We start from the raw sequence: 16,538 nt of genomic DNA, 5'->3' as shown, positions 1-16,538 counted from the left end.
GGTCCCGGAGCGCACTCACACCGACCGCCCCGATTCCGCGCGGACGTCCGATGTGTCCGGGGCGTCGTGCGCGCGGTCGCGGTACTCCACGGCCAGGAACGCGCTGACGGAGGCGATGGCGGCGGCCAGGCCCAGGCAGCAGCGCACCACGGTGCGGGCCGGGCGTCGTACCGGTCGGGCGGTCATGGCTGGGGGGCCTGTCCGGGCGTCCCTGGCGGGAAGGCTGCGGTGACCCGCAGGGTCGCGGTCCCGTCACGCGACGACGTCTCCACCACCCAGCCTGGCAAGCCCCCACCGCCGGCCGGACGGGTCCGAGGTCCCCGTCCGGCCGCACCGTGGGTGGCGGTCCTCACCGTTTCGCGCCGATGGTGACGTGTCCGTCGGTTCGGCGCCGACGGTGACGCGAGCGGCCCTGCCGGGACGGCGCGCCGTGCGGGTGGGGCCGACGCCCGTCGCCGCTCCGGTTGGACCGAGGGTCTCGCACCGGTGAACCGCCGTCAGGTTCTTCTCACAGCAGGTGGATTGCGGTCACCGGTCACCGGCCACCGAACGGAGCGGTGGCGGGGTGGGTCAGGGCTTACGGGCGATGCCGGACCAGTAGTAGGCAGCGGCGGGATCGGTGGGCGCTGCGCCGTCGGGACGCCAGCCCATGACGGGGACGACGCCCGGCTCGATGAGTTCCCAGTCGCCGAAGAACCGCGCGACCTGGTCGCGGGTGCGCGGCACCAGGGTCATCTCGCCCTTGGCCGCGGCCTTCACGACCGCGGCCATGGCGGCCGGGTCGAAGTCGGCTCCGGGGTGGGTGATCGCGACGTAGCTGCCGGAGGGCAGGGCGTCCATCAGCACGCGGGCCTTGCCCCAGGGGTCGTCCGCGTCGGCGAGCAGCATGAGGACGGCCACCAGGGTCAGACCCACCGGCTGGTCGAGGTCCAGGGTGTCGGTCAGGATCGGGTCGGCGAGGATCTTCTCCGGTTCCAGCAGGTCGGCGTGGATGTAGGCGGTGCGGCCGGAGCCGCTGCTGTCCATCAGCGCGCGGGCGTGGGCCAGCACGATCGGGTCGTTGTCGACGTAGACGACGCGGCTGTCCGGGGCCGTGGCCTGGGCGACCTCGTGGGTGTTGCCCTCGGTGGGGATGCCGGTGCCGATGTCGAGGAACTGGCGGATGCCCGCCTCACCGGCGAGGTAGCGTACCGCGCGGCCGAGGAACCTGCGGTTCTCCCGGGCCATCACCTTGATGCTGGGAATCGCCTGCTCGAAGGCCTCGCCGAGGGCCCGGTCCGGCGGGAAGTTCGTCTTGCCACCGAGCCAGAAGTCGTACATCCGCGCCGAGTGCGGGACGTCGATCCGCAGATCCACCCGCTCGATCGCCGGATCCTCCAGCCCACGCTTCATCCACTCGATGTCGTCCGACACGCCACCCACCCCTGTCCACACAAGCACCCCTGACGGGCTGTCAGGGACGCATCCTAGTCCGCGCCTTCGCACAGCCGACGCGGCAACCCCCGGACCCGCACCGCACCGCCCGGACCGGCCCCTCACCACCCCTCGCTTCCTGCCGAGGGCCGCTGGTTACGCTGCGCCTGACCTGACCGTGGGGGAGCGTGTGCCGGGGATCGTCGCACCCGGGCCGGAGATCGCCGGTTTGAAGCCGCCACTGGATGTCCTTGCCGCACGACTGCGCCTGACGGTGGAGCGCAGCCGGGAGGAGTTCGGCGAGGTGGACGCCGCTGGAAATTCTCACCCTGTTACGGGGCCGCTGGAAGAGAGCATGGGAATGTGGGAAACGGCTGTTGTGGACGATGAGGGACGAGGCGTCCAGCAAGGCGAGCAAGCGGACGGGCAAGGAAACACCCCTGCGTGGAGGTCCACCTCCAGCGGGGGAGGGCGCGCTCCTCCGGAGCACCCTGTACACGTGGGGACGGGCGGGCGGTCTGCAGGAACTCCTTCGTGACCACCTGGGGTACGGCCCGGACGTACTGCTGGTGGGTGGGTGCCTCCGTTCCTGCTGTGAGCGGCCCGGCCAGGGACGGTTGGGCTCCACCGCCCGAGAACCCTAAGATCGCAAGGCAGTTGGTAGGAGCAGGTGACTTCGGGGGAGCGGAGCCGGATGGCCGACGAGATCACGTACGAATACAGGACCGTGCGGGCAGTCCGCGGGACCGACAGCCTGGTGATCTCCAAGATGGGCAAGGACGGCTGGGAGCTGGTGGAACAGGCCGAGGGCACGCTGCTGCGTTCCGCTCTCGTCTTCCGGCGGCCCAAGAAGCCCCTGCCGCGGCTCCTGCTGGCCGTTGTGGCCGGCATTCTCGTGTTCCTGGCCCTCGTCATCGGCCTGGGCGCGGCACTCGAGGAGGAGGACGAACCGCAAGGCCGGTCGGACAGCCCCGCAGCGTCCACGGTGGCTGTACCACCTTCCACCGCACCGACTCCGCCCCCGGCCACCCCGATGGCCCCCGAGCTGATCACCTCTCAGAACACCCCGGAGTTCGCGTCGTTGCTGAAGACCCCGGACTCCTGCGACAGCGCGCACCAGGACTTCGCGGCCAAGTACAAGGGCAGGACGGTCGCCTTCGACGGCTCGGTCGTGACCATGGCGCCGCACGGTGACACCAGTACCCGTTATGACATCCTCCTGGGCCCGGGCGACCAAGGCGCGAGCACGGGCACCGGCCCGGCGTTCAAGTATGAGGACGTCAACGTCTTCGACTTGAAGCTGAAGCCCGCCGGCGGGAACGTCCCCGCCACCGTCCGCGCGGGTGACAGGTTCCGCTTCGTCGCCGAGGTGGGCGAGTACAAGGCGAAGCAGTGCCTCTTCCTCCTCACCCCGGTCTCGACCGAGACCCGGTAGCCACGACGCACGGCTCAGCCGGCCACGGGGCGAGCCGGCGATTGCCGCAGAGGGGACGCGGGCAAGAGGCCGGACCGAGGTGCCGGGCGAAGCTGTGGCACGAGGGCAAGGAGCACTTCACCACCGCTGGCGACTACGTGATGTGGCTCGGCAACGACCCCGCCGACCGGTCCTCACCCACCCCGGCCTGTTCCAGCGCTGACAGCTCGTCACACTGGCCGGTCCGTCACTGCCTCCACTCTGTGAGATTGGAGAGTGGATGGAGGCTGGGGCTCCGGGGATACTGCGGATACGAAGGCCCGGTAAGGGGAGTGGGCCCATCGTTCGAATGGGGGTACGGGGATGCGGAAGAACCTGCTCGTGAAGGGGGCGGCGCTGGCCGTCCTGGTCGGCGCGCTGTTCGCGGGCACGGCCATCGCCGACGGCGAGCAGTACCGGCCGAGTGGTGGCGGGGCCGCTCCGGTGGGTGAGGGCTACTTCAAGGCGGGCACGGGCTGGAGCCCGGACTACCCGTCGAGCCAGAACCTTCTCCTGACCAGCGGGACGGTGGCGCAGGCGAAGGAGGACTTCCGGCCGACGAATGGCGGAGTGGTGCGCGCCGGTGACGGGACGGCGTTCTTCCCGACCGCGGAGCTGGCGGTGGTGTCCTGGCCGGACTTCGAAGCCGGTGCCCTGGACCTGCGGGCCTGATCAGGGCGCCAGGGGGTTCCTGCCGCCGGTGCAGACACTCGCCACTTGGTGGCCGACACCTGATCGCCCGTGGGGCGGCCGCCTTCCGGAAGGCGGCCGCCCCACGGCGGCACCGGTCGAGGGAAGGCACGCTGCGCTCTTGCCCGGCACATCCTTGCTGACGACGCCGTCCGTCTCCGGTCGAGGACGGTGAACCCGATGCCGGTCTGCCGGATCGAGTCGCTGCCCGACGGGTCGGTGCTGAGGATCCATCAGGGGCTGGAGTACCCGGACGGCCGGGCGGACACCAAGTACTGGAGCGCCCTGCCGGCGGGGACCGACGGCCGGGTGGTCGAGGTCAACGAGTGGAACGCCCCCGAGGCCAAGGGCTCCCCGGTCAGCCGGCCCGTGCCGCCGCTGTCGGTGGCCCGACTGACCGCCGCCCTGCGGTCCCGGGCCTGGGACCCGGTGGTGGCCGACCTGCCGCCGGCCGGCGAGCGGCGGAGCGCGGCGAGTCCCGGCCCGAGCCGGACGGTGCCGTCGTCCGCCTGGGTCGCCGACGTGGCCGGCTCCCTGATGCCGCCCGGTCTCATCGGCGTCCCGGCCGGCCAGGGCACGGACGGCCGGGTCGGGCTCACCGTCAAGGGCGGCGTGAACAGCGGGCTGCCGGAGGTGCTGGTCGAGGACCACACGGCCGATCTCGCCGGGTACGGCGGGCGGTACCGGGCGGCACAGGTCCGGGACGGGAACCGGGTGCTGGTGTCCGGCGGCACCGGCTCGCAGGTGCGCTGGCGGGTGGACGTGCTGCGGAGCGACGGCCGACGCGTGCTGCTGGAGGCGCACGTCGGCAGTGGGCCCGAACTCCGGCAGGGGCAGGCCATGTTGGACGCCGAGCAGCTGATCGCCATGGCCGTCGCGCCCGGCTGGAAAGCCGGTTGACCCGTCACCGGGCCCCGTCGAATCTTGTCGACCGTCCTCGAGAGGGAGTACACAGCATGCACACCGGAGCCAAGGCCGGGATCACCGTCGTCACCGCCGCGATGTTCGCCGGCGGAGGGTACGCTGCCTACGCGTTCATCAGTGACATCGCCGCCGACCCCCGGCCGGCCTCGGCGAAGGCCGCCCCGACCCCGGCGCCCGAGCCCACCGAGCCGCCCGCCACCCAGCAGGCGACGGCCGGCGCACAGGCGTTCCTGGCCGCCTGGGCGAAGGGGGACTACGAGGAGGCCGGGCAGCACACCGACAAGCCGGAGTCGGCGAACGTCGCGCTGGCCCGCTTCCGCGACGTGCTGAAGCCGACTGCGGTCAGCCTGACCGTCGGCGGGCCGGACACCACCAGGACGGTCACCGACACGGCGCTGCCGCTGACCTTCAAGGCCACGGTGACGCTGCCGGGCGTGGCCAGCCCCTGGGAGTACGACGGCACGCTGAGCATGGTGAAGGCCGGCAAGGACAAGGCGGTGGTGCGCTGGGCGCCGAACGTGGTGCACCCCAAGCTGGACGGCGCGAGGGTGCTCTCGGTGCAGCCGGTCGCCGGTACGCCCTCCAAGGTGGTGGACCGCAACGGCCGGCCGGTGTCCGAATTCCCCTCCGTGGCAGCGGTGTTGAGCCAGATCCGGTTCAAGGGCACCGAGGCGGCGCCGAAGACCGGGACGGCGGTGGTGGCCAGCCTGTCGGGCACGTCGTCCAAGCCGGAGCAGCTGTTCGCCATCACCCCCGCACAGGACACCGAGCCCCGGCGCCTGACCCTGGACGCCGATCTCCAGCGGGCGGCCGAGGAGGCCGTGGCCAAGCGGTCCGGCCCGGCTTCGGTGGTCGCCGTCGAGCCGTCCACCGGCCACCGGCCACGTGCTGGCCTTCGCCAACAGCCCGGCCCACGGCCAGAACCGGGCTTTCGGGGCCGCCATCGCCCCCGGTTCCACCATGAAGGTGGTGACCGGTGCCGCGCTGCTGGAAGCCGGCCTCACCCCGGACTCGCCGTTGCCCTGCCCGCCCACCAGCAACGTGGCCGGCCGATCGGTGCCCAACGACTTCCCCGACGCCCGCCTCGGCTACACCTTCAAGGACGACTTCGCGCAGTCCTGCAACACCGCCTTCCTGGACGCCGGGCAGAGCAGGCTCGGCCCCGGCACGCTGTCGGCCTTCGCCAAGGAGGTGTTCGGGCTGGGCCTGGTCTGGGACGCCGGGCTGCCGGTCTTCGACACCGAGGTGCCGGTCGAGAGCAACCGTGAGCAGACCGCCCTCGCCCACATCGGCCAGGGGCGCATCCGCACCAACGCGCTGGCCATGGCCCCGGTCACCGCGACGGTGCAGAACGGCACCTTCCGCCAGCCGATCTTGGTGCCCGGTCCCGCCCGGCCCAAGGCCGCCAAGTCGCTCTCCCCGTCGGCCCGCAGCGGGCTCCAGTCGATGATGCGCCGCACCGTACAGAACGGCACCGCGACGCAGGCGCTCGGCAACATCCCGAACGCGGCCGGCAAGACCGGGAACGCCGAGGCCGGCGGCCAGAAGCCGAACAGCTGGTTCACCGGTTACCGGGGCAACCTCGCCGTCGCCGCCGAGGTCGAGGGCGCCGCTCACGGCGGTGCCGTCGCCGCTCCGTTGGCGGGCGAGCTGCTGCGGATCGGCAACGGCGGCTGACGGCTGCGGGAGAGCAGCGGGAGGTGCCGCAGTGGCGGAGCAGTACGTGCTGGACCTGCGGGACGTCGACCGGTCGCAGGCCGCGGCGGTCGGTGGCAAGGTCGCGCAGTTGGATGCGCGAGCCCGGATCGAGGGCGTCGCCGTGCCGGGCGGCTTCTGCGTCACCACGGCCGCGTACCGGCGGGTGGTGGCGCGGGTGCCGGAGCTGGACGGGCTCCGGCACCGCAGCGGCCCCGGACTCGACATCCCGGTCACCACCGTCACCGACCCCAGCTGGTCGCCGGTCTTCGTGGCGGCCGCCGCCCTGGTCGCCGAGGCCGGCGGTCTGATGACCCACGGCGCGGTGATCGCCCGGGAGTACGGCCTCCCCGCCGTCGTCGGCGTCCCCGGTGCCACCCGCCTGATCGAGGACGGGCAGCGCATCCGGGTCCACGGCTCGGCCGGCTACGTGCCGGCAGCTCACGGCACCGGAGCTCACCCCCGCTGCACGGCGGCCCACTGACTGCCCGTCAGTCGCCACCGTGGTGCGGCGGGCCGCTGCCACGGCTGCCCGCCGCACCCACCGCGCGCAGCCTCTGAACGGGCAGAACGTCGAAGCCCTGCCGGAGCGCTAACCCTGTCCTCGGGCCGCGACTTCTTCCGCGAGTTCGCGCTCGGTTCCGTAGAACGAGTCGCCGATGTACTTGTCGGCAGTGGCGAGCTCGCCGACGCCGTTGGTGTAGACGTAGTTCCCGCTGCTGTCCATCCCGAGGTAGGACCAGGCGTAGGAGTACTCGTAGACGATCCCGCCCGGATCCTCGACCGCCTGCGCCGCGACCGGTGCGCTCACTCCGATGAGGACGCCGATCGCCAGACCAATCGCGGAGAGCCTCTTCGCGTTCATCATTTCCCCTTCGTTTCACGCCGCTTCACGCGGATGCGGTGCAGGAGCACAGCCCGGCAACGGCACGGCAGCCGTGGATGGTTCTGCGCCGGGCCCTGGTGTTTCCTCCGGACGGGCGGCTGTGGCGAGGCCTTGGACTCGCGTGGAGTGCCTGCCGGAAGGAGGAGCGTTCATCGGGTCCTGAGCGGCCGTCAGGCCCGGCCGGAGAGCTCCGGCCGGGCCCGGCGGCGGGTCAGCCGCGGACCCTGGTGAGTTGGACCGCCACGGTCCGGGTGGTGCTGGTGTACTCGTCGTAGTCCGGGTCCGTGGCACCGGCGTAGCCGATGACCTCGACCCGTCCGCGCTGGAACGGCGTGGTGCCCTCGGGGACGGCGGTCCCGGTCCAACTGGCGGGCGTGCCGGGCGTGCAGGGGACGGTGGTGTGGTAGCCGCCGCGGATGATGACGTTGTTCTTGACCTGCGTGATCCGCCCGGAGACCGTCACGGGGACGGCCTTGTTGCAGGTGACCTGACCGTGGACGGTGGCGTTGCCGTTCAGTGCGCTCGCGGTGCCGTCGACCGCGACTCCCAACGCCAGGTCGAGGACCGGGGACGCCGGCAGGTTCCGGATGTGCACCTCACCGCGTGCTGCGGCCACGGCACCTTCGCAGTGCTGCTCGAAGGAGGCATCCAGGGTCTCCAGGTAGCCGTACGGGCCGAACACCGCGTTGGTGACGGTGAACGAGCCGGTGAGGCTGTTGCAGCCACCGCGGCCGCCGAGGCTGAGCCCCGGCTTGCCGGGCTCGTTGAACGGGTAGCGGGCCGCGTCCGTGTAGGTGCCCGGGACCAGCTTCTGCCCCTGCGGCGCCGCCAGGTCGAGGCTCCACCACTCCTGGCCGCTGCTGACGTTGATCCGGACGTGGCGCTCCGCCTCGTCGCTGAGCAGGTGCATGCTCGCCTGCTCCGCCGTCGAGAAGCTGTACGACCGGCCACCGGTCAGCCAGTCCTCCGGTTCACCGACGATGGTCATGGTGCCCGAGGTGATCGGCTGGGCCGCGTGTGCCGCGGCGGCGCCCAGTCCGGCCGTACCGACGGCGAGTGCCAGGGCCAGGCCGAGCCTGGCCAGGTGGCCGAGCGAGCGGATGCGCAGGTGTGTTCCCCAGTTCTGCACTGGCGTGTTCCCCCGTAATCGATTCTCCGGCACTCATGCCCCCCCTGGGCCGTGCCGAGAGGATGCTGCCCGGTGGGCCGGATCCACCGCAACCCTCTTTTCGGTCAGTCGGTGTCCGACGGATGCCGGTGGACCGCGTCGTACCGGCCCGGCCTGGTGGGGCCTCAGACCGGTGCGGCCGCCGCCCGGGCCGGAGCGGGCGGCCGGACGGCCCGGCGGCCCCGGCAGCGCGCTCCGTCCGCCCGTCGCGTCGTTGCCGGCGTCGCAGCACCCCGCACACCAGCCCCACGCGGCCAAGCGCGGCGTTTACCCGGCGCTCGCCGCCACCACCACCGCCGACTCCCGGGTCGGCACCGTCAGACCTGAGGGCCTCGCCTGGTCACGGCCGCGGAGTCGGGAGAGGCCGGCCGAAGGCACGCCGGATGGTGGCGGGGACAGGCCGCCTGTCGGTGCGGCCGGCCCGCAGCCGTCACGGCCCCGGGTGGAGCGGGTCGGAGGACCTGAGCGAGACTCTCGCTGTGCTCGCCGTCGCCACGGCCCGCTCGCCCGCAAGCGCCCCTGACCACTCTCACCTGGAGCCGAGATGCCCCAAACCCCCACGATCACCATTCGTGACCTCGCCGCGGCGGACGAGAAGGACTGGCGCCGACTGTGGGCCGGCTACCTCGACTTCTACGAGTCCACCGTGCCCACGGAGGCCACCGACTCCACCTGGCGGCGGCTCCTCGATCCGCACCAGCCACTGCTGGGCCGCGTCGCCGAGCACGACGGCACGGTGATCGGCATCACCAACAGCGTGCTCCACCACAGCACGTGGCTCACCGGTCAGGTCTGCTACCTGGAGGACCTCTTCGTCGACCCGGCCCACCGTGGGCTCGGCGCGGGCCGCCTGCTCCTCCAGGACCTCTTCGACCTCGCCACCGCCCGCGGCTGGGCGCGCGTCCACTGGCTCACCGCGCACGACAACCCCGCCCGCCGCCTCTACGACACCTTCGTCCCGGCCGACCACTTCGTCCACTACGAGCGGGACCTGCCCACCAGCGGCACCGGGCCGACTCCGGCCCACCGGCCCTGACCCGGGCCACGCCGACCGACGCTCACCGCGGGCCTCATCGGAGAGCCGCACGGCCGTGGTCCTCCCGTTGGCCGGTAACCACTCCCGATACCCGACTTCGGCGTGCCGGGGCGAGGCCCTGCCGTTCTGGCAACGCGCGGCCGTTGCTTCTGAGACGGTGTGCGGGCGGGGCAACCGGGCCGTTCGCCCCCTACGGGACCGGGCGGCGCAGTACGGTGTCCGGATCTTCGTCCGAGGGAGTCTCCATGCGTCCGCTGTTACGCCTGCTGGCCGTCGGTCTTTCCGTGATCCCCCTCGCGGCGTGCAGCGACGGCCCGCCCGCCGACAGTCCGGTGTCATCGGCGAGCACCTCTCCGGCCGTCGGCGCATCGCCTCCCGCCACCGCCCCGGCTCTCTCCGCGGACGAGCAGGTCAAGCTCGTCGCGTGGTTCGAGGAGAGTCGCCACAAGCAGGGGATGGGTGTCCTCGGTCGCGACCTCGACAGGTTCAGGCGCAGCGTTGCACTCGACTCCGGCGCGTCCGCCGGCTTCGGCAACGTCCGTTCGGCCTGCAGAGACCTTGACCATGACCTCAACATCATCAAGGACTTCGAGCCCATTCCCGACCCGCCCACCCAGGCGCTGTGGTCCTCCGCGATCACGAACCTGCGGCAGGGCGCCACCGAGTGCCTCATCGGTTCCACCGCCAACGACGCCGCTCAGGTCACCCGGGCCAAGACCGCTCTCGCCAAGGGGGGCACCGACTACTCGGCCGTCGTGGCCCGGCTGGGCGGGGCGCTCGGCGTCACCCCCGCTCCCGCATCCGGCTGAAGCCGTCCCGCTGTTGATGACCCTTCGGACAACCGCGGCCGCGTCGGCGCCGAGCCCAAGTCAGCTCTCGTGCGGCCACTCCCGCCGGAGGGCCTTCCGCCGGCGGCGGGGAGCAGCCGATGCCTCCCAGGCCGTCGCGGTCCCGGATCGTGCGGACCACCGACGGACGGCCGGTTGGGAAGCCGTTGCCCTTCCGGGAGCGCGGGGTGTGTTTCCACTGGCCGGCAGGCACAGTGCAGGCGCCTCGGTGGCAGGAACGGGACTGCGGACCCGGGCCGGGGCGGGGCCGTGCATCACCGGTCGCGGGGGCCTGTCGGCGGGTGTCGGTCGTGAGGCGGCTCCAGAGCCGTGTCCGCGGCCCGTCGGTGCGGTCCTCCGCAGGCTGCCCCTCGACGAGAGCACCGTCAGCCGCGCGGGACCGCCAGGAGTTGTCGGCCCCGTTCCGGGGTGAGCAGATCGGCCAGGACGGGGTGGGCCAACAGCGAGACCGGCGCGACGTGGTCCTCGCTGACGGGCCGCCACAGGCGCATCGCCGCCAGCAGATCCGGCCAGACCTCCCTGTAGGCCGCCGCCCGGAGCCCGGCCGGATCCGTTTGCGGCTGCGGTGCCGGGTCGGGACACTCGCCCGGACCGTCCCGGACATGCAAGACCACCACCATGGCCGCCCCCGGCGGCGTGGCCGGCTCCGGTGCCGTCAGCTCACGGCAGGCGGGCCGGTCCAACAGCCGGTCCAGCACCGCGTGCACGGCCGCGTCGAAGTCCGGCACGCCGAACCGGAGCCGGAAGCCCGGGCCGGAGCTGCGCATCGAGGCGGCACCGGAGGTGGCTCAGTGCCCGGACTGCGCCGCCGTGCGGGAGGCGCAGGAGCTGGGCCCGTTGTGGCTGCCGCTGCTGACGGCGAAGGAGTGGATGCTGCGGTGTAAGGGGAGGCTGGCTGATCCGTGGTGGGGGTGCGGGTGCTTCACGCGGGGCTCTGCCCGCCCTCGAAGCCTTCCAGGGCGGCTGTCTGAGCAGGGCCCGGCTCGTCCGGTTGGGCCGGGCCGGGGTTTGTTGGGTATGTGGCCTAGAGTGCCGTTTCTGACCGGCCGGCTGCCGGAGGTGGGGGAGGGCGATGACCGGGGCGTGGGAGCGGTTGCGGGTGGTCATGGGTGAGCCGGTGTACACACCGGCCAGGGTGCCGTGGGAGCTGGCCCCCGTCGAACTCGGCGTCCAACTGCCCTCGGACTACCGGGCGTTCGTGGACCTGTACGGCGCGGTGAACCTGAACGGCGAGTGGGGCGTGAGCTCGCCAACGAAGCAGCCCACCCTGCCCGGGTCTCCCGGCGGCCTGGCCGGCTGGCGCTTCCAGAGCGACACCGAGTTCCGCGAGCAGATCGAGTGCGACGACGACTTCTGGGACCAGGAGCACACTCCCGTGTTCCCGGATCCGGGAGGGCTCCTGCCCTGGGGCGTGAACAGCAACCACAACTACTGCTGCTGGCTGACCACCGGTCCGGACCCGGAGCGGTGGCCGGTAGCCGTCTGCTGCGACTTCGGCGGCGCCGACGACGGCCAGCTCGCCCGCTTCGACGGCGGCTTCGCCGAGTTCGTCGCCACCGTCCTCACCGGCGGCTACGCCCATGAGGACGAGCTGCTGGTACGCCCGGACCCGCAGGAGTGGGGGCCGTGGCCGGCCAGGCCGCTCTGGACGCCCGGTTACGACTGGAGCGGCAAGGACTGGGGCGCGCAGTGGGGTGTCACCGGGTACCGGCCGACCGGGTCGACGCAGATGCCCTGGGCCAGGTGACGACGGTCCGGCCCGGGCGGCTGCAGGCGAGGGGCCTTGGCCCTGGTTCCCTGCCATGACCTGACAGCGTTTCGGGTGCCTGGTCCGGCAGCGGTGGTCGGTGTGGTCCGGACTGTGGTTTCCAGGCCGTTCTGAGGGTATGGAGCGGGCCCGTCCCTCGCGGGAGGGACGGGCCCGCGAACGGTTACGAGGAACCCGGGGCTCGGTGCGGGCGGGAGGAGTTGAACCCCCAACCTGCTGATTAAGAGTCAGCTGCTCTGGCCGGTTGAGTTACACCCGCACGGTCCGCTGTGCCGGATTTGGACGAGTGGCCACCGTCTTGAGGACGGTGCTCCGGTGTCCGGGTCATGAGCGGTCGTAGGGCTGATTCTGTGGTGTGGCGGGCCCGGTGTCACCGGGTTTTCCAGCTTCCGGGCCCGGGATTGGGACAGGACCCCGGGGTCACCGGCTGCTCCTGGCTGTCCGGGAGCCGCCTGCCCGCTGCCGCTCGGCCAGGTCCAGGGCCAGGCTGATGGTGCCGACCGTTGCGAACAGCGCGATCACCAGCCGCTGCCACAGCGGTGCGGTGCCCAGCAGCACCCACGCCGAGGCCACCGCTACGACGATGGCCCGCCACCACAGTGCCTGCTTCCATCGGCCGAACACCGTGCCGCCCCCAAGTCGTACGAATCCTGACGCCCGCGAACTCTACGTTGTCCGCCTGGCTCGGGGCACCGGGTGCCTCCTGGACGGGGTGGTCCCGGGCCCCGGGCCGGTGTCGTGCTGCGCCTGATGGGGGGGCTCGTCCCGGCCGGGCCTGTTCCCGGCCTGGGGTGTGGGTCTGACACGAAAGTAGAGTGAACCGGCAGGTCAGAGGGTGGGGATCGGTTCGAAGCGGACAGTGAGACCGAGGCTGTTGGCTTCCTTGATCATGCGGCGCATGGCGCGCTCGGGATCTCGCTTGGCGAAGTAGTCGGCTCCGAGGTCGCGGTAGGGGGTCTTGTCACGCAGGACGTGCCAGATCGCGATGGCGAGTTTGTGCATGACAGCGACCAGGGCCCGTTTACCGCCTCTGCGGGCGGAGATACGGCGGAAGAACGCGGCGAGGTAGGACGTCTTGTCTCTGATCGCCGCCATGGCGGCGGTCCCGAGCAGGCGTTTGAGGTTGCTGTTGCCCGGGCGAGTGCGTCCGGATCTGTTGACCCCGGCCGACTCATTCTGGCCTGGGCAGACGCCGATCCAGGAGGCGAGGTGCTGGGCGGAGGCGAACTGGGCCATGTCGCCGCCGGTCTCGGCGATGATGATCTCGGCCGCGAGCCGGCCGACACCGGGAATGGTGTCGAGATTGTCCAGGTCCTGCTCGTGCTTCGCCAGCAGCGAGGCGATCCGGGAGTCGAACATGGCGATGGCGCCGTCGAAGCGATCGATCTCGTCGAGATAGTGGCGGGCCATGAACGCGTGGTGGGCGGTGAACTCGCCGTCCAGGGCCTCGATGAGAGCCGGGATCTTGTTCCGGGCCTTCCCTCGAGCCAGATCCGCGAGACGCGCGGGGTCTCGCTCGCCGGCGATGAGGGCCTCCAGGATGGCGCGTCCGGTGACGCCGACCACATCGCTGAGGACCGAGGTGAACTTCATCCCGGTGTCCTCGAGTTCCTTCTCCAGCCGTTTGGCTTCGCGGCCCGCGGCCCGGACGATCTCGGTGCGTCGGCGGGTCAGGTCCCGCAGCTCGCGGATCTCACGCTCGGGGACGAAGGAGCCCATCGCCAGGCCCGAGGCACCGGCCCGGGCGAGGAACGCCGCATCGGTCGGGTCGGTTTTGCGGCCCCTGATCCCTTTGAGGTGGGCGGGGTTGACCAGCATCAGGTTCAGGTGCGGCTGGAGCATGTAGTAGACGCTCCGCCAGTAGTCCGAGGTCGCCTCCATGACGACCACCTCGACGCGGGCCTCGACCAGCCAGGCCAGCAGCCGCCGGATCTCGGCCTGGGTGGTGCCGAACCGTTCGGTCTCCAGGCTCCAGCTTCCCGGCCGCTTCGGGCTGGGGGTTCGGGTGCAAGCGAGCAGGAACCGCTTGCCCAGGTCCACTCCGGCGGACCTCAGATGGATGACCTCGTCCTTCACGTCCTGGCGCGCCATGACGTACTCCCTCCCCTACGGTGCGGGCCGTGCCGGGCGGGCGTCCCGGAGGAGTCAGGGAAGAAGGCGGAATCTGACACGCGTGCTCCGGGCAGCGTCGCTGCTGCCGTGGCAACAAACCGTGGTCCCCTGGTCGACCCCCATCGCCATCCTGTCCAACGAGCTCACCGGCATCGCAGACCCATCGGCTGACCGGGACACCCGAGCCGATTTTCCTGTCTCCGAGGTGATCAGCGCAGCGCTTCCGGCGTTCCTGTCCAGTGAACGGTGTAACTCGGTTGGGTTGAGTCAGCGACGACCGGCGGAGAGTCGGCCGTCGAAGGTGATCTCGAAGGCGTTGAGTGCGGCCTTCCAGCGGGTCATCCAGCGTTTGCGGCCGGCGCCGGTCGGGTCGAGCGACATGATCGCCATGTAGACGCACTTCAACGCGGCCTGCTCGTTCGGGAAGTGCCCGCGCGAGCGGACTGCTCTGCGGATCCGGGCGTTCACGGACTCGATCGCGTTGGTGGTGCAGATGACCCGCCGGACCTCGGCGTCGAAGCTCAGGAACGGTACGAACTCCGCCCAGGCGTTCTCCCAGAGCCGCACGATCGCCGGATACTTCCTGCCCCAGGCCTCGGTGAACTCGACGAACCGCTCCAGGGCGGCGTCCTCGGTCGGCGCGGAGTAGACGGGCTTGAGAGCCTTGGAGATCTTGTCCCAGTCCTGGCGGGCCGCGTAGCGGAACGAGGCGCGGATCAGGTGGACGATGCAGGTCTGGGTGACGGCCTGCGGCCAGACCGCAGCAATGGCGTCGGGCAGACCCTTGAGCCCGTCGCAGACGACCATGCAGGCATCGCCGACACCGCGGTTCTTGATCTCGGTGAGCACGTGGAGCCAGTACTTGGCGCCCTCGCCGCCGTCGCCGGCCCAGAGCCCGAGGATCTCCCTCGTGCCCTCGACCGTGACCGCGAGCGCCACGTAGATCGGCCGGCTGGCAACCTGACCATCCCTCAGCTTCACGTGGACGCAGTCGACGAACACCACCGGATAGACCGCATCCAGCGGCCGGTTCTGCCACTCGGCCATGCCCTCCATCACCTGGTCGGTGATGGTGGAGATCGTCTGCTTGGACACCTGGGCGCCGTAGACCTCGGCCAGGTGCGCGGAGATCTCACCGTGCGTCAGACCGCGGGCCGACAGCGACAGCACCATCTCGTCCACCCCGGACAGCCGCCGCTGGCGCTTGCGGACCAACTGCGGCTCGAACGAGCCCTCGCGGTCCCTGGGCACCTCGATCTGAACCGGGCCGACCTCGGTCAGCACGGTCTTCGACCGGACGCCGTTGCGTGAGTTGCCGCTGCCGGCCCCGACCGGATCGTGCTTCTCGTATCCGAGATGGTCCGTCATCTCTCCCTCGAGCGCGGACTCCAGGATCTTCTTCGTCAGCTGCTGGAGCAGACCGCCAGCCCCGGTGAGCTGCAGCCCACTCGCTCGGGCCCGGTCGACCAACTGCCCGATCAGCTGGTCGTCCAGAGAGTCCGGCTGCAGCTCCACCGGCTGGACAGCGTCCACGGCCTCGGCCGAGACGGTCACGTCTGTCATCAGGTGCTTCTCCTTGATCGGGAGTTACACCGTTCTTTTTACAGACCCACCGCGCCCGGCAGCCGGCCCCCGGCGTGCTCCACCCCCCGGGTGAAGGTCTCCATGGTGGCTTGTGGCACCAAAATGGCGCAGTTGTTCGGACCTACGGCAGAACGGGGTAGACCGCCTCATCGGAGATGCCGCACCTGCTCGTCCTGCTGGCCACGATCCCGTTGTCTCCGGTCTCCGTGGAGGAAGAGGCCCTGCAGTCGACCGTCGCGTAGATGCCGGCGCGGCCCGTAGGCGCGCTGGCCTCAGTGGCGTGGGCTGGAGCCCAGAGGACCCCGGCGGCGCCAGCGAGGACCGCGGCGGTGAGCAGAGCGCGTGTGGTGATCATGCCCGGGTAACGCGGTGACCCCCGCCGCGGTCACTGGGTACGCATGCCCTCAGCCCCAGTACCCGCTGCCGTGCCGACCCCCGCCCCGCCCCGGCGTGGTCCGGCCCCGGGGGAGGCGCGTTCTCCGGCCCTGCCGCTGCTCCCGCCCGCCCGGTGTGGCGGCTCGTCTTTTTGGTTGTGGGGGTTGGCTGTTGGGGTGGAGTGTTGGGGTGGTGTGGGAGCGTGATGGCCTGGTGAGGTGGGGTCGGGTGTTGGAAGCTTGATCGTCTTCGCCTGCGGTGGCCAGCGGTCTGGTTCTTGAACTGCTGTTGTGGCCGGTGTGCCGGGAATAGTGGGTTGATTGGGATCTGATGGGATCTTTCACGGGTCTGCTGGTAGCCGGGTAGGGGGCAGGGACCGCGCCGTCGAACGGGGGGTGCCCCCAAGGCGGCCACGGCCGGGGCGATCGAGCGGGCGGTGCGGGCCGCCTGGCAGCCCAGGGGGCACGCCCGTATCTGCGCGGCCGTCGGGTCTACCGACGACCCGAGGATTCGGATCATCACCCAGCACATTCCGGGCGCTGACGCCACCTGGCTTCTGGACGCCCACGCCGCCGACGCCCCCGAG

15 protein-coding genes, 1 tRNA gene and 2 pseudogenes are annotated in these 16,538 nt (G+C 71.3%); 9 read left to right on the top strand and 9 right to left on the bottom strand.

All coding sequences use genetic code 11. The annotated features are described in order from the left end of the window. Window positions 1–15: 15 nt before the first annotated feature. Together ACIA8O_RS39490 and ACIA8O_RS39485 are read right to left on the bottom strand one after the other, a co-directional pair. Window positions 16–186: a hypothetical protein gene (locus ACIA8O_RS39490; protein ID WP_396298919.1), complete on the bottom strand. Its 171-nt coding sequence runs from the start codon at window positions 184–186 to the stop codon at window positions 16–18. A 384-nt stretch (window positions 187–570) separates the two neighbouring features. Continuing rightward, complete coding sequence (locus tag ACIA8O_RS39485; RefSeq protein ID WP_396298918.1) at window positions 571–1,413, bottom strand: SAM-dependent methyltransferase; 843 nt, start codon at window positions 1,411–1,413, stop codon at window positions 571–573. Between the two features lie 694 nt (window positions 1,414–2,107). On the opposite strand from ACIA8O_RS39485, the gene ACIA8O_RS39480 reads away from it, so the two are divergent. The 6 genes and pseudogenes from ACIA8O_RS39480 to ACIA8O_RS39455 all read left to right on the top strand — a co-directional run. Then, window positions 2,108–2,848 carry a DUF4839 domain-containing protein gene (locus ACIA8O_RS39480; protein WP_396298917.1) on the top strand — a complete coding sequence of 247 codons (741 nt, stop codon included), beginning with the start codon at window positions 2,108–2,110 and terminating at the stop codon, window positions 2,846–2,848. A gap of 342 nt (window positions 2,849–3,190) precedes the next feature. Next, window positions 3,191–3,538 carry a hypothetical protein gene (locus tag ACIA8O_RS39475; RefSeq protein WP_396298916.1) on the top strand — a complete coding sequence of 116 codons (348 nt, stop codon included), beginning with the start codon at window positions 3,191–3,193 and terminating at the stop codon, window positions 3,536–3,538. Between the two features lie 198 nt (window positions 3,539–3,736). Continuing rightward, entirely contained in the window at window positions 3,737–4,456 is a 720-nt protein-coding gene (locus ACIA8O_RS39470; protein ID WP_396298915.1) for a hypothetical protein, read from the top strand. Window positions 4,457–4,512: 56 nt separating this feature from the next. After that, window positions 4,513–4,959: pseudogene (locus tag ACIA8O_RS39465) on the top strand (NTF2-like N-terminal transpeptidase domain-containing protein); the annotation flags it as partial. A 316-nt stretch (window positions 4,960–5,275) separates the two neighbouring features. After that, a complete protein-coding gene (locus ACIA8O_RS39460) occupies window positions 5,276–6,157 on the top strand; it encodes a penicillin-binding transpeptidase domain-containing protein (RefSeq protein ID WP_396298931.1) in 882 nt (293 codons plus the stop codon). A gap of 241 nt (window positions 6,158–6,398) precedes the next feature. After that, a pseudogene (locus ACIA8O_RS39455) lies at window positions 6,399–6,659 on the top strand (PEP-utilizing enzyme); the annotation flags it as partial. A 108-nt stretch (window positions 6,660–6,767) separates the two neighbouring features. Here the strand turns inward: ACIA8O_RS39455 and ACIA8O_RS39450 are convergent. Further along, entirely contained in the window at window positions 6,768–7,040 is a 273-nt protein-coding gene (locus ACIA8O_RS39450; RefSeq protein ID WP_396298914.1) for a hypothetical protein, read from the bottom strand. A gap of 232 nt (window positions 7,041–7,272) precedes the next feature. Then, on the bottom strand, window positions 7,273–8,190 hold the full coding sequence (locus ACIA8O_RS39445) for a hypothetical protein (protein ID WP_396298913.1): 918 nt from the start codon (window positions 8,188–8,190) through the stop codon (window positions 7,273–7,275). Window positions 8,191–8,773: 583 nt separating this feature from the next. On the opposite strand from ACIA8O_RS39445, the gene ACIA8O_RS39440 reads away from it, so the two are divergent. Next, on the top strand, window positions 8,774–9,265 hold the full coding sequence (locus ACIA8O_RS39440; protein WP_396298912.1) for a GNAT family N-acetyltransferase: 492 nt from the start codon (window positions 8,774–8,776) through the stop codon (window positions 9,263–9,265). Between the two features lie 245 nt (window positions 9,266–9,510). Continuing rightward, window positions 9,511–10,074 carry a hypothetical protein gene (locus ACIA8O_RS39435; protein ID WP_396298911.1) on the top strand — a complete coding sequence of 188 codons (564 nt, stop codon included), beginning with the start codon at window positions 9,511–9,513 and terminating at the stop codon, window positions 10,072–10,074. A 404-nt stretch (window positions 10,075–10,478) separates the two neighbouring features. Here the strand turns inward: ACIA8O_RS39435 and ACIA8O_RS39430 are convergent, their stop codons facing one another. Further along, window positions 10,479–10,880 carry a hypothetical protein gene (locus ACIA8O_RS39430; protein ID WP_396298910.1) on the bottom strand — a complete coding sequence of 134 codons (402 nt, stop codon included), beginning with the start codon at window positions 10,878–10,880 and terminating at the stop codon, window positions 10,479–10,481. Between the two features lie 305 nt (window positions 10,881–11,185). Between ACIA8O_RS39430 and ACIA8O_RS39425 the strand changes: the two genes are divergently transcribed. Next, window positions 11,186–11,860: an SMI1/KNR4 family protein gene (locus ACIA8O_RS39425; RefSeq protein WP_396298909.1), complete on the top strand. Its 675-nt coding sequence runs from the start codon at window positions 11,186–11,188 to the stop codon at window positions 11,858–11,860. A 206-nt stretch (window positions 11,861–12,066) separates the two neighbouring features. On the opposite strand, the gene ACIA8O_RS39420 is transcribed toward ACIA8O_RS39425, so the two are convergent. The 4 genes from ACIA8O_RS39420 to ACIA8O_RS39405 form a co-directional block, all read right to left on the bottom strand. After that, window positions 12,067–12,140, bottom strand: a tRNA-Lys gene (locus tag ACIA8O_RS39420). 161 nt (window positions 12,141–12,301) lie between these two features. After that, window positions 12,302–12,454, bottom strand: coding sequence for a hypothetical protein (locus ACIA8O_RS39415; RefSeq protein WP_396298908.1), 153 nt, complete (start codon window positions 12,452–12,454; stop codon window positions 12,302–12,304). A gap of 255 nt (window positions 12,455–12,709) precedes the next feature. Next, entirely contained in the window at window positions 12,710–13,972 is a 1,263-nt protein-coding gene (locus ACIA8O_RS39410) for an IS110 family transposase (RefSeq protein ID WP_396298907.1), read from the bottom strand. Between the two features lie 288 nt (window positions 13,973–14,260). Beyond that, window positions 14,261–15,547, bottom strand: a complete 1,287-nt coding sequence (locus ACIA8O_RS39405; protein WP_396298930.1) for an IS256 family transposase — start codon at window positions 15,545–15,547, stop codon at window positions 14,261–14,263. Between the last annotated feature and the right edge of the window lie 991 nt (window positions 15,548–16,538).

Origin of the sequence: Kitasatospora sp. NPDC051853, from assembly GCF_044452665.1 — a bacterium.
In the GTDB taxonomy this organism is placed as follows: domain Bacteria; phylum Actinomycetota; class Actinomycetes; order Streptomycetales; family Streptomycetaceae; genus Kitasatospora.
This window is presented reverse-complemented; position numbering and strand designations above follow the sequence as displayed.